At 55.9% G+C, this 13,488-nt stretch carries 12 protein-coding genes; 8 read left to right on the top strand and 4 right to left on the bottom strand.

Annotated features, from left to right (window positions below):
• Positions 1–76: 76 nt before the first annotated feature.
• Entirely contained in the window at positions 77–634 is a 558-nt protein-coding gene (locus VNX88_01370; protein ID HWY67278.1) for a hypothetical protein, read from the top strand.
• A gap of 69 nt (positions 635–703) precedes the next feature.
• Here the strand turns inward: VNX88_01370 and VNX88_01365 are convergent, their stop codons facing one another.
• From VNX88_01365 to VNX88_01350, 4 genes are all read right to left on the bottom strand, one after another.
• Positions 704–1,492, bottom strand: a complete 789-nt coding sequence (locus tag VNX88_01365) for a HipA family kinase (protein HWY67277.1) — start codon at positions 1,490–1,492, stop codon at positions 704–706.
• Positions 1,493–1,552: 60 nt separating this feature from the next.
• Positions 1,553–2,008 (bottom strand): dual specificity protein phosphatase, encoded by a 456-nt coding sequence (locus VNX88_01360; GenBank protein ID HWY67276.1) that lies wholly within the window; start codon positions 2,006–2,008, stop codon positions 1,553–1,555.
• 256 nt (positions 2,009–2,264) lie between these two features.
• Positions 2,265–3,686: an ATP-dependent protease ATPase subunit HslU gene (hslU, locus tag VNX88_01355; protein ID HWY67275.1), complete on the bottom strand. Its 1,422-nt coding sequence runs from the start codon at positions 3,684–3,686 to the stop codon at positions 2,265–2,267.
• A gap of 241 nt (positions 3,687–3,927) precedes the next feature.
• Entirely contained in the window at positions 3,928–5,430 is a 1,503-nt protein-coding gene (locus VNX88_01350) for an amino acid permease (GenBank protein HWY67274.1), read from the bottom strand.
• Between the two features lie 416 nt (positions 5,431–5,846).
• Between VNX88_01350 and VNX88_01345 the strand changes: the two genes are divergently transcribed.
• The 7 genes from VNX88_01345 (at position 5,847) to VNX88_01315 (ending at position 13,484) form a co-directional block, all read left to right on the top strand.
• Positions 5,847–6,143, top strand: a complete 297-nt coding sequence (locus tag VNX88_01345) for an HU family DNA-binding protein (protein HWY67273.1) — start codon at positions 5,847–5,849, stop codon at positions 6,141–6,143.
• Between the two features lie 222 nt (positions 6,144–6,365).
• The gene (lepA, locus tag VNX88_01340; GenBank protein HWY67272.1) at positions 6,366–8,165 is read left to right on the top strand and encodes a translation elongation factor 4; all 1,800 of its coding nucleotides are present in this window, start codon (positions 6,366–6,368) and stop codon (positions 8,163–8,165) included.
• Positions 8,166–8,269: 104 nt separating this feature from the next.
• Positions 8,270–8,950 (top strand): hypothetical protein, encoded by a 681-nt coding sequence (locus VNX88_01335; protein ID HWY67271.1) that lies wholly within the window; start codon positions 8,270–8,272, stop codon positions 8,948–8,950.
• A 78-nt stretch (positions 8,951–9,028) separates the two neighbouring features.
• Positions 9,029–10,084, top strand: coding sequence for a tRNA (adenosine(37)-N6)-dimethylallyltransferase MiaA (gene miaA / locus VNX88_01330; GenBank protein HWY67270.1), 1,056 nt, complete (start codon positions 9,029–9,031; stop codon positions 10,082–10,084).
• A gap of 77 nt (positions 10,085–10,161) precedes the next feature.
• Positions 10,162–12,072, top strand: a complete 1,911-nt coding sequence (locus VNX88_01325) for a glycoside hydrolase family 3 protein (protein ID HWY67269.1) — start codon at positions 10,162–10,164, stop codon at positions 12,070–12,072.
• Between the two features lie 28 nt (positions 12,073–12,100).
• Complete coding sequence (locus VNX88_01320; GenBank protein ID HWY67268.1) at positions 12,101–12,703, top strand: hypothetical protein; 603 nt, start codon at positions 12,101–12,103, stop codon at positions 12,701–12,703.
• Between the two features lie 157 nt (positions 12,704–12,860).
• Entirely contained in the window at positions 12,861–13,484 is a 624-nt protein-coding gene (locus tag VNX88_01315) for a hypothetical protein (protein HWY67267.1), read from the top strand.
• Positions 13,485–13,488: the final 4 nt, after the last annotated feature.

Genomic DNA, 13,488 nt, shown 5'->3' with positions numbered 1-13,488 from the left:
AACCATAGCAGCAGTATTCGGCTCACAATTAGGGTGACCTGCCACTCGCGTCGATGACGATTTCAGGAGGAGAGAGATGAAAGGCAAAATTGCTTTCAGTCTTGCAACCGTATTTGCGCTCGCGATGTCGTTGAGCGCGGCCACATTGCCTGCGGGAACCAACGTGACGGTACGCACCGGAGCTACTCTGTCCTCGAAGACAGCGAGAGCCGGCAAAACGATCCCATGTTCGGTGGCTCGCGACGTCGTTCTGCACGGCCATAAGTTAGCCAAGGTTGGCGATCCAGCTAAGTGCCGGGTAACTGGCGTTAAGCACAGCGGACGGCTCCATGCTCCTGGCCTGCTGTCGATACGGCTCGCCGAAGTTAACGGCCAAGCCGTTGCCACAGGCACACACACTTTCAAGGGCAAGAGCCACACCAAGAGCAACGTCACTAAGATCGGCGGCGGAGCTGCTGCCGGTGCGTTGATCGGAGGCCTCGCCGGCGGAGGAAAAGGAGCCCTGATTGGAACCGCCGCAGGCGGCGCTGCTGGTACCGGCGTCGCAGTCGCTACGGGTAAGGAGGAGGTTGTAGTACCGGCTGAGACGGCAATGACGTTCACGATTCGGGGAGCTTCCAAGCAGAATCGCTAGTTGAACTGAATTCATGAAAATGCCCGGCCCACATCGGCTGGGCGTTTTTGGGATATGCAGCGCCGTGACTTACGAAGCAACCTGAGAACTCTGCTTTTCCCAGTTCTGAAATGCTCCGCGACTTGAGTTGCGGAAGCCGTCGATCAGTTCGCGGACGCGGCTTCGCCTTGCAATTAGTTGTTCAACAAGACGCTCGAGCTCGTCGACTGTTGATCCGTACCACTCCGGCGGAACCGTCTCCGCGATCTCCCACAGAATGCTCGGCTCAATGTTCTCGATGCGCGAAAGCCAGGGCTCGAAGGAATCCCATCCTCGCACCCCGGCATAGACCTCGTTGCGCGGATACACGCCGCGCAGTGGCGAATCAGGATAGTTCCACTCGCCGGCATTGAAGCAGTAGCCCTGGTCGACGAAGGTCGCCGTGTACTTCTTATCGCGAGTCTTCTTCCAGAAAACCGCCTGACGGCCGTTTGCGTTACAGGTCCACTTATCGAGAGCCAGCATGCCAGCGAAAGCGTCGAGATTGCGCACGCGATCGAGTGCCGAAGCGGGCAGGTAGTCGTAGACCTGCCCTTCCAGCGGCCCCAGAACAAAGCGGGCGCCCAAGGCGAGGCCATGTTGGCAGGGAACGCTAGAGGAGCCCACGCGAATTCGCAAGTCAGGAGTGTTCTCGATCAGCCACGAGCTAATCTCAAGAACTTCCATAATGGGAACCGGTAAGCCAACTCGCTCAGCAATTCGTGTGGCCAGTAGTTCATTGGCCAGGACGCGAATGTGCTGGGGATTGTTTTGGAACTTTACGACGTAGTAATGGCCATCCTCGGCAAACATCAAGTGGCTTTGGGCGCCCCCGCGCATCGGGCGCAGATGTTGTTTGACCTGGATCACCGGTGAGGGATGATACCGCGAATTCTGAGTCTATTCGGTGCCCGCAAGCTCCGCCGTATAGCCTTTGATGAACTCCTCCACACTTCGCACGTATACGTCAGCAAAATCCACTACCGGCCGGCGCTTTTGGATGAGTTTCATGGCTTCCTTCAGCTCCCATCCCACGGCGCGCAGGACGGCCAGAGTCATCATGGGAGCGCGGTGAACTCCCGCAGCACAGTGAATGAACACTTTGGTATTGGGATGCTCCAGAGCGTCCAGGGCGAAGTCCACTCCCCGCTGTAGCAGCTCCGGCGGCTTGAACTGAAAGTCGTCGTCGGTCGGATTCCATAGGACATTGATTCCGTGGGGTACGCCAAGATGGCGATCGTCGAACTCAATCTGCATGTTGATGACGTGCGTGACGCCAGCCTCCGCCACTTCGATCATCTTAAGTTCGTTCCAGATACCTCCCCCAACCGCAATGCGGTCGGTTATCCAGGTCATGTCCATGGATTCAAGCTTACAACACGTAGCTCGAAGCTCGAGCGATTGCGGCTGACGGAAGTAACGAGCTCTTTCCGTCGAGCGGAGGGAATCCGTCCCAGGCTATCTTTTCCATCCTCACTCCGATGACTCGCAAGAATTCTTCCGGGCCCGAATTGATTTCATATTATGAAAATTATAATTTCTTGGCCTTGAAATGGCTCGAAGAGCTTGCTGCCCAATCGGGCGGCTTAGTGTTTTTTTTTGAGGATAAGCTCTACAAGATGTACCGCGACAAATCCTGGTCCTTGGCGATATCCGCAACCATCTTCCTGACATAGTCGGCGTCGACGAGAACTTTGTCTTTGTGGTCCTTCGCCATCTCCGGGGCGGCAAAGCTGATTTCGTCAAGAACGCGCTCCATAATCGTATGCAGCCGGCGGGCACCAATATTTTCCGTCGATTCGTTGACCCTGAAGGCGAAATTCGCGATCTCATCCAGCGCATCACGGGTAAATTCGAGTTTCAGACCTTCAGTCTCGAGCAAAGCTGTGTACTGCTTCACCAGCGACGACTTCGGCTCGGTGAGAATCTTGATAAAGTCCTCGATCGTCAGGGACTGCAGCTCGACCCGAATCGGGAATCGTCCTTGCAGCTCTGGAATCAGATCGCTCGGCTTGGAGACGTGGAAGGCCCCTGCGGCGATAAAGAGGATGTGGTCCGTACGCACCATGCCGTAACGGGTGTTGACCGTCGTGCCTTCGACGATTGGCAGAATGTCGCGCTGCACACCTTCTCGCGAGACATCAGGACCATGGCCGCCCTCTCGGCCGGCAATCTTGTCGATCTCGTCAAGAAAGACGATGCCTGACTGTTCCACGCGCTCGACCGCGGTCCGCGTGACCTGATCCATGTCGATAAGGCGCTGCTCCTCTTCCTGGATCAGGTATTCGAAGGCTTCGCTGACCTTCATTTTGCGCTTCTTTGTGCGCTGGCCGAAGATGTTGGGCAGCATGTCCTTGATGTTGATATCCATCTCCTCAACGCCTTGGTTGGAGATGATTTCGAAAGCGGGCATCGAGCGTTCGCGCACATCGAGTTCGACAGTGCGTTCGTCTAGTTTGCCCTCACGAAGCTGCTGACGGAGCTTTTCGCGGGTGCGCGATTGCGAGTCGCCACCACCGCGCTCACCGTCGCCGGTTCCCAAAGCAAGGCCTGCAGCCGGTGCGGGAGATTGAGTCGGCGGAAGCAGTAGATCCAGCAGGCGTTCCTCGGCGTTGAGTTCAGCCTTGTCTTCAACTTCTTCGAGCCGCTCTTCCCGGACCATATCGATAGCGATCTCGACCAGGTCACGGACGATCGATTCCACGTCGCGTCCGACGTAGCCGACTTCGGTGAACTTCGACGCTTCCACCTTCAGGAATGGGGAGTTCGCTAGACGAGCCAGGCGGCGGGCGATTTCGGTTTTTCCCACGCCGGTGGGGCCGATCATGATGATGTTCTTCGGCATGATCTCTTCCGCCAATTCAGGCGAGAGCTTCTGCCGGCGCATACGATTGCGCAATGCAATGGCCACCGCGCGCTTGGCGGCGTTCTGGCCAACAACGTACTTATCGAGTTCGGAAACGATCTCGCGAGGCGTAAGGTCGTCGAGCGCGAGTTCCTGCTCTTCCTGGGTTCCAGGGAGGTAAATCGCCACTTCTTGTGCTTCTCCTATATCTCAAGTGTAAAGCAAACAGGGGGCAAAGGCTGCTTTTAGCAGCTGACGGACTCTTTACTAAATGAAAAGACTCCCTCGGGGGCTGAAGCCAGTTGTTCAGGCTGCGCTAACGGCACGGCTGCGCTGCGCTGAAGCCGTACCCCTTCAATAAACGTTTCTCTGCGAAGCTAATTTGGACAAGGTTGCAGCATGCTGCGATGCGTCAAAGCCCAGCAGCGCGCTAACTGGCGAACTCGCTTCGGTGGCGGCTGTAGAAGAAGTAGATGGCAAGTCCAATGATTAGCCAGCAGAAGAAACGCAACCAGGTCAGGATTGGCAGTCCCGCCATGAGTAACAGACAGAAAACAACACTCATCAGGGGAGCCAGCGGCCCGCCCGGAGCGCGAAACCCGCGACGCCGTTCCGGCTCGCGGTAACGCAGAATCAATACCCCGATTGATACCAGGGCGAATGCGAAGAGCGTGCCGATGTTGGACAGGTCCGAAGCCGTACCGATGTCCAGCAGCCCAGCGGGAAGACCCACAACGAATCCTGCCACCCAAGTCGAAAATGCCGGAGTACGAAAGCGGGGATGCACGTTGCTGAAGAGCTTTGGCAGGAGACCATCCCGCGACATGGAAAACCACACCCGCGCCTGTCCAAGCTGAAATACCAGGATCGAAGAGATCATTCCCATCATGGCACCGAACAAGACGACCAGGCGAATCCAGCGAAGGACGCTGCCACCAGGCATCAAAGAAAGCTTCTTCAGCGCATTCACGACCGGTGCGGCATCATCCATCACAGACTGCCACGGCACCAGGCCAGTGAGAGTGACGGCCACTCCAACGTAGAGCAGCGTGCAGACTACGAGCGTAGCGATAATTCCGAACGGTATATCGCGCTGGGGGTTGCGTGCTTCCTCCGCAGCCGTCGATACAGAATCGAATCCTATGTACGTAAAAAAGATGATGGAGCCGCCGGTCAGCACTCCGGACCATCCATTAGGGAAGAACGGATGGTAGTGCGAAGGATTGATGAAATGCGCGCCCGCAATAACAAAGGCTAGAATTGCCGAAATCTTCAAGATAACCATTACATTGTTGGTTTCGGCGGACTCGCGAATACCGCGCACCAACACAATCGTGATCAACATCACGATCAGGAACGCCGGAACATTGAAACCCAGATGCCACCCAGGCTCGTAGATCTTGTTGCCCGCCAAGTCACTCAGACCTCCGGGAAGGTACGCGGGAGTAATCCATTTTGCGGTGGGGTGAATCCCAAACCAATCGAACAAATCCACAAAGTGCGCTGAGAATCCAATGCAAACTGCGATGTTGCTGACCGCGTACTCGAGAATTAGGTCCCAGCCGATGATCCACGCGACTAGCTCTCCGATAGTTGCGTAGGTGTACGTGTAAGCGCTTCCCGCAATGGGAATCATGGACGCCAGCTCGGCGTAGCACAGGGCTGTAAATGCGCACACAATCGCAACGAGGACAAGTGAGAGCGCTAGTGCAGGGCCGGCTCCTGGGCGCCCAAAAGTCGCCGAGTGACGGATCAGGAAATCGAGCAGCGGAGCATTCAGGATGGAGGACGTGTCGAATTTTTGTCCTGCGATAGCGGTCCCGATCACAGTGAAAATGCCAGAACCGATGACAGCGCCAATTCCAAGCGCAGTTAGCGACCAGGGACCAAGCGTCTTCTTAAGGCGATGCTCCGGTTCTTCGGAGTTGGCGATTAATTTGTCGATGGACTTCTTGGCGAAAAGTTGGCTGGGCAGGGCTAGGCTCCCGGTTGCGGGATAGAGATGCGCACACCGATTTCAACGGAAGTTGCTGAGCAGGTCAAGCGAAACTGACCTGCTCAGAAAAATGTGCCAGATCGGCAAAACTTCAAAGCTCCCTCCTCGGCGCGCGCAACCAGCCTGAATTCGGAGCAAATTCTCGATTCTTTCCTGAATAATCACAGAAAATCCGCGAAAAATGCGCTTTTTCCTCTTGACACGGAGAAGCAATTAGTCGCATGGTATCGAACGGATCATGCAAAAACCCGCATGGATACAGGCGAAAACGCTTTTCTTCTCAGCCACGGTGCGATAAGATAACGCTCGATTCGCAATCCAATTTTCGACTCAAATCCCGCTAAGGAGGATTCATGGCATCAGGCATGACCAAGACAGCCCTCGTCCGCAACATGGCCGAGAAACTTGAAATCAACAACAAACAGGCAGCGGCATTCCTTCAGCATCTCGCTGATACCGCCATCAAGGAAACCAAGAAGAACGGCGTGTTCGTGATTCCCGGACTTGGTCGTTTGGTGAAGGCCGAGCGCAAGGCGCGTATGGGCCGCAACCCCCAAACCGGCGAACCGATTAAGATCAAAGCCAAGACCGTCGTGAAGTTCCGCGTCGCCAAGGCTGCAAAGGACTCCATCGCTCCCAAGAAGGGCTAGTTTCGAGTCTGTGAAAAAACAAAGGCCGGCAGCATGCCGGCCTTTTGCATCGCTCCGTCATTCCGACCCGGTATCCGCCGCAGTAAAGAATTCCTACACAGTAGTGCTCCAAACCACTCACGAGGCATCCGTCAAGTATCATGGAGTCAATAGAGATTCCTCTCTCCGCGTATGTCCGCGGCGGCGGATTGTACGCTCCGCTCGGAATGACAAAGAAGGCAAATGGATCGTCAGTACATCCGAAATTTCGCGATCATCGCGCATATCGATCATGGAAAATCCACGCTTTCCGATCGCCTGCTTGAGTTGACTGGCTCCCTCACCGAACGCGAGATGCAGGCGCAGGTGCTCGACGCAATGGATCTCGAGCGCGAGCGCGGCATCACCATCAAGGCTCATGCTGTCCGCATGATGTACACCGCCAAGGACGGCAAGCTATACCAACTCAACCTGATCGATACGCCCGGCCACGTGGACTTTAGCTACGAAGTCTCGCGCTCCCTGGCTTCCTGCGAAGGCACCCTGCTCATCGTCGATGCCTCGCAGGGGGTCGAGGCCCAGACTCTGGCTAATGCGTACCTGGCGATTCACAACGGACTAGAGATCATTCCTGTCATCAACAAGATCGATCTGCCCAGCGCCGACATTCCTCGGGTCAAGGAGATGATCGAGCATGCCGTTGGCCTCGATGCTTCCAACGCTCTGCTGGTTAGCGCCAAGACCGGCGAAGGCGTTCCCGACGTGCTCGAAGCCATCGTGAAGCGCCTTCCTCCGCCCAAAGGTCCCGCCGATGCTCCTCTGCAGGGCCTGATTTTCGATTCCTGGTTCGATCCCTATCGCGGCGTCATTGTGCTCACGAGAATCGTCGCGGGAACGCTGCGCAAAGGAATGAAGATCCGCCTCTGGTCGAACGGCGAAGTCTTCGACGTGGAACAGTTGGGCGTACTTACGCCGAAGCCGGTAGAGATCGATCAGCTCGAAGCCGGCGAAGTCGGCTTCCTGATGGCCAACATCAAGAATGTGGCGCACCCCAAGATCGGCGACACCATCACCGAGGACGCCCATCCCGCAATCGAAGCTTTGCCAGGATTCGAAGAACTCAAGCCGATGGTCTTCGCCGGCCTCTATACCGTCGACGCCCATGAGCACACGCTCTTGCGCGATGCTCTCGAAAAACTTCGCCTGAACGATTCATCCTTTTTCTTTGAGCCCGAAAGCTCGGCCGCGCTCGGTTTCGGATTCCGCTGCGGATTCCTCGGCCTGCTGCACATGGAGATCATCCAGGAGCGGCTGGAGCGCGAGTTTAATCTCGATCTCATCACGACTGCGCCAAGCGTGCGCTATCGCGTAACGAAGACAGACGGCACGGTGGTGGAGGTCGATAATCCATCAAAGTGGATCTCCCAGAGCGAAATTGCCAAGGTCGAAGAGCCAGTGATCACTGCAATGATCATGACCAACGAAGAGTACGTTGGCGGCATTCTCAAGCTTGTGGAAGAGAAGCGGGGCAAGCAAAAGAACTTTGAATACGTGAGCTCCAATCGGGTAATGCTCACCTATGAGCTGCCTCTCAACGAAATCGTGCTCGACTTTTATGACCGTCTGAAATCAGTTTCGCGAGGATACGCTTCACTCGACTATCACCTCTCGGGTACGTGGGAGTCGCCGGTAGTGAAACTCGATATTTTGATCTCTGGCGATCCGGTTGATGCTCTTTCGATCATCGTGCACCGCGACAGCGCTTACGAGCGCGGACGCGCTCTCGCCTCCAAAATGAAGGAGCTGATTCCACGGCAGATGTTTGAAGTTGCGATTCAAGCCGCCATTGGCGGCAAAGTCATCGCTCGCGAAACTGTTGCGGCAATTCGCAAGAACGTACTGGCAAAATGCTATGGTGGCGATATTACGCGCAAGCGCAAACTCCTCGAGAAACAGAAAGAGGGCAAGAAGCGTATGAAGCGCATCGGTCGCGTAGATATCCCGCAAGAGGCATTCTTGGCGGTACTGAAGGTCGGAGAATAAGGGAAGTACGGATCTTGTGGCACAGGCGCCCTCGCCTGTGTTGGCTTTGAGCAGAGCCACAGCCGAGGGCGGCGGTGCCACAAGTCCTGAATAGACTTTGGTTCATGAATAATCTGGTCGGCACTTCCACGTCGAAAATACTGCTGCACTGCGCCTTCCTCTTTGCTTCCGCACTGCCGCTGATGTGTCAAACGGGGAACAACACAGCATCCTTGAGTTGCTGGGAAGGCAAGGACCGCAGCAACTTCCAATCGCGCCGGGCGAAGACACCCACCGCAAAGTCGAGTGGAGGCTTTGCCTATGCCGAGGCGATCGCTGAAGCTACGAAAGACATGGGTGATGCGCAGTTTTGCAAGAACAAGGTGCAGCTCTTCTACTCCAAAGACGGAAGCGACTACAAAGTTGTTTATGAAAAGGCCGGGCTCGAAGATCAAGGTGTCGGCATACGTGTCCTTGGCTGGTCGCACACGGGAAACCAACTCCTGATCGAAGTTGCAGTGTGGGGCTACGACCGTGACGTCGATGTTGTGAAGTCAGCTCTGGCGCTTGATTCCACAACCGGCAAAGTGCGCGAGTTGCCACTGCCCGACGCGTTTGAGCGAGTGCTGGGCAAGGACTGCGAGTACGACTCTTCCGTAGTGGGGTGGGGAAGCGATGACAGCGTTCTGGTTCGTGTCGGAAAGACACCAACGACTACGCGGTACAACCAGACGTTTTGCGTCGACAAGCCGACTGTGTACGCTTTCAACCTGCAAAGCGGCAATTTGCAGCGAAGCGGACCGTGATCGCTGGGGCGCAACGATTTTGAAGCCGTGCTCCTTCCAAAATCGCTTCTGAGATAATCTCAGCCTTTACCATTCGATATGAGCCTCGAACCTCTCCTCGTCGTGATTCTTGGGCCGACTGCAAGCGGTAAGACCGCGCTGTCGCTGAGAATTGCCGAGCAATTCGGCGGCGAGATCGTAAGCTGCGACTCGGTAGCGGTATACCGCGAATTCGACATTGGAACAGCGAAGCCAAGCAAGGCGGAGCGTCAACGGGTTCGCCACCACTTGATCGATGTAGCATCGCCCATCGAAGAGTTTACTGCCGGCGATTATGCGCGTTTGGCTCGGAAGACGATCGCGGATATCCACAGTCGGGAGTGCTTACCGATCGTGGTTGGGGGTACGGGACTCTACTTGCGGGCCTTGCTTGAAGGGCTGTTCGAAGGCCCGGCCCGCTCAGAACAGCTGCGCATTCGCCTGCGGCGCCGGGCCGACCAGCGGACGATCGAACATCTGCATCGCATTTTGTCGCGACTGGATCCCGAAGCCGCAGCCAGGATTCATCCTAATGACACCCCTAAACTGATTCGAGCTATTGAGGTTTGCTTGCTGGCGGGTGAACGACTTACGGTGATGTGGGACAAGGGACGCGATCCACTAACGGGATTTCGCATTCTGCGCATTGGTCTGGAACCAGAACGGAACGTGCTATACGAGCGCATCAATACTCGTTGTGCTGGAATGTTCGAAGCGGGACTGATTGAGGAGACGCGGCGATTGCTCACCGCCTATCAGTCGCCGGATGCCACACACGACTCCGACCCGCGTCCCGTCGCTCGTCCTCTGGCGTCGTTGGGATATCGTCAGGCAACGCAGCACTTGCGGGGCGAGCTTACCGCAGATGTTGCTCTCCTGGCGGCTCAGCAAGCACACCGCAATTACGCAAAGCGCCAGCTCACGTGGTTTCGCCGCGAGCCGGACGTGAGTTGGTTTCCTGCGTTCGGCGACGATCCAGAGGTCCAGCAAGAAGTTCTTAAAATGATCGCGCGCGAGGTAGAGCAAACAAGTCGCCAGTCGCAGCAAGTCACATCCGAATCCCCGATGAGCTCGCAAGCACGAACCGACATTCTCGAGAAGCTTAAGATTTTCTAATGGTAGCCTTGAGATCGCGGAGTCTAGGGGCCTTCGTTCCACGCCGTCCCTGCCTATTCTTCTGATATCTTCGCTGCATGCTGAATCCCAGGCTGCGTGCCATCATCATCGCCCTCTTGTTTGTGCTTCCTGCTTTCGCAAAAGAAGAAAAATTCTCCAAGGCAGGACCCGTTCAACTGACCCTCGACGGAAACAAATGGGCGGAAAAAACGCTGAAGAAGATGTCGGTCGAAGAGAAGATTGGGCAGATGATCCAGATTCGCGCGTACGCGGATTTTCTCAACGAAGAGAGCGACGCATACCGGCAAGTCAGCGACGCTATTAAGAAGTACCACCTCGGCTCGATCATTCTGACGGTCCGCGTTTACGACGGACTCCTGCTGAAAGATCTTCCGTATGAGGCTGCCGCGATCACGAATCTTTTTCAGAAAGAATCGAAGTTGCCACTGCTGGTCGCGGCCGACTTTGAGCGGGGACTCTCCATGCGTCTGAACGAGACTCCGGCCTTTCCGCATGCGATGGCGTTCGGGGCCACACAGAATCCGGAGCTCGAGCAAAGATTCGCCGCGATCACCGCCCAGGAATCACGGGCCATCGGAGTGCACTGGAATTTCTTTCCTGTTGCTGACGTAAACATCAACCCTAAGAATCCCATCATCAACACGCGTTCATTCGGCGAGGACCCTCAGGCCGTTGCGGCCATGGTCGCAGCCTACATAAAAGGGTCGCGTGAGAATGGAATGCTGAGCACGGCCAAGCACTTTCCTGGACACGGAGACACTGCCACCGATTCCCATCTTGGCGTTGCTACGGTCTCCGGAGACACCCAGCGGCTTGAATCAGTCGAGCTCCCGCCCTTCCAGAAAGCTGTGGAGGCCGGAGTGGATTCCATCATGGTTGCGCACGTTACGATTCCTGCTTTGGAGCCCGATGCGGACAAGGTTGCGACTACGTCACACAAGATCGTGACGGACTTGCTAAGAGACAAGATGCATTTTCGGGGTCTCATCGTGACCGATGCCCTTGAGATGCATGGATTGACGCGTCTCTATCCCGAGAATGGACCCAATCCCGCCGGACGCGCCGCAGTGGATGCCGTGAAGGCTGGAAACGATATGGTTCTACTGCCCTCTGATCTCGAAGGGGCTTTCAAAGGTCTGGTTGAAGCAGTGAGGAGCAAAGAGATTTCGCAGCAGCAGATTGATGCCTCGGTGCTCAAAATTCTGCGTGCGAAGGCATCGCTTGGATTGCATAAGGCCAGGCGAGTAGATCTGGAAAATGTCGCGCGCGTCGTGAGCCTCCCGCAGAGCATCGATTTCGCACAGCAGGTTGCCGACTCGGCTGCAACTCTGGTCCGAGACAATCGACAAGTGCTCCCTCTGCCGCTTTCGACGCAACAGATTCCCGGAACCAGCGGGACGGGAGGCGCGTATCGTTCTCCAAGCGCCGGAATGGCATTGGTTGGCGTAGTGATCACCGACGACGTGCGCAGTGAGTACGGCCGGGTATTTGAAATTGAACTGCGGCGCCGAGCCCGTGGGACCAAAGTCTATGTTGTAGATGGGTCCATCGCGCGCGGAATGACGCCGGAAATCCTTGATGCCGTCAAGCAAGCTGAGAAGGTGGTAGTTGCGGCTTATGTGGTACCCACCGCAGCTAAGCAAACGATTGTCAACGGACAACTAACTAACACCGTCGGATTAAACGACGCCACAGGGAATCTGATGCAGCAGTTGTTGGACGTTGCGGGGCAAAAGACAGCTGTAATTGCCATGGGGAATCCATATCTAGCGTCCAACTTTCCCAGCGTGCAGACGTATATTTGCACATACTCGAATGCGCCGACTGCGGAACGCAGCGCAGTGAAGCTGCTTTTCGGCGAGATGCAACTCAAGGGTAAGCTTCCGGTTAGTCTGCCGGGCATCGCTGAACGTGGTTTCGGTTTGGAACTCAAGCCCGAAGAACTGCGCGTTGCCCAGCGCCCGTAAAGTCCACATCAGGAGCAGCTCAAATCGAATGAATTCGCGCATAGATGTAGTCTCTGGCTTCTTGTTGTTGAGTGCCGTGCTGGCGTTGAGCGCCTGCGTAAATGTCAAGAAGAGCGACAACGGCGATAACGTCGACGTGAAAACCCCCTTCGGTTCCGTGAGTGTTCGTACCGACCAGGTAAAGCCGGAGGAAACTGGATTGAGTGTTTATCCTGGCTCCCGGTTGGTTCCCAAGCGCGGTCACGATCACGACCAGGCGAATGTGAACATCGCAAGCCCATGGGGACAGTTGAAGGTAATCGCTCTCAACTACCACTCCGATGATGCTCCCGAGAAGGTCCTCGACTGGTACCGCAAGGATCTTCAGCAGAAATATGGCAAGTTTCTCGAGTGTAAGGGCGGAGATGTTTCGCTGCATGGTCGCAATGAGGATCAGGGGAATCAGCTCACATGCGGCAGTGAACGGAGCAACGGAAAGGACTTTACCTACTCTTCAGGCGACAGAAACACTCTTGAGCTGAAGACCGGCACCAACGACAAGCAGCACATCGTCGCCGTAAAACCGGAAGACGGCGGCAGCAACATCGCGCTGGTCTACGTACAGAAGCACGGCGAGAAAGATTCGATCTAAAGAAAAAGTATTGAATTTGCCCATAATGAGTAATGGGAGTTCGATCTTGCCGACGCCTGATTACCGACAACGGACTAGTCTCTTCCGCTTGCACACTCTTAAGCCACTGATTTAAGTTCGACGAGTGGAACAAACCTGCCATCGTTGCGGTGCCGTTTTGAGTGCCGATACTGCTTTTTGTAGCCAGTGCGGCGCCCCTCAGGTCCGTGTTCCGGAAGTCGCGATCTCAACTTCACCCACGGGCAATCCCGAGTCGGCAGCTTCGGACGCGCTACCACAGGGCTCCGGTCTATCGATGAACTGGAAGCACGCACTGCCCTCCGCCAGCACCGCCGGATTAGTAATGGCGATCGGCTCGATGCTACCCGTAGTAAGTGCGTTGTTCCCGTTATGGATGCTTGGTGGTGGCTGGCTGGCTGTGGTCCTATATCGACGGCGATCTCCATTGGTACTGTTGTCATCGACGATCGGTGGAAAGATCGGCGCTCTCGCCGGACTTCTGGGGTTTCTGTTCTTCGCAGTATTTACGTCGTCATACCTGGCCATCGCGACGCTGGTGATGCATCAAGGTGAGCAGATTCGCGCATTGCTGCGCAGCTCGCTGGATCAGGCCGCCGCGAACAATCACGATGTGCAGGCGATTTCCCAATGGGCCCAGACTCCCGAAGGACTCGCCGTGCTGGTTGTCTTCGGAATGTTTCTGTTTCTCATTGCCTTCCTGTTGCTCTCGACCGCCGGCGGTGTATTTGCCGCATCCCTCGGACGCCGGAAGCTCCCCTAGCGTG

The organism is Terriglobales bacterium (assembly GCA_035567895.1).
GTDB lineage: Bacteria > Acidobacteriota > Terriglobia > Terriglobales > Acidobacteriaceae > Gp1-AA112.
This window is presented reverse-complemented; position numbering and strand designations above follow the sequence as displayed.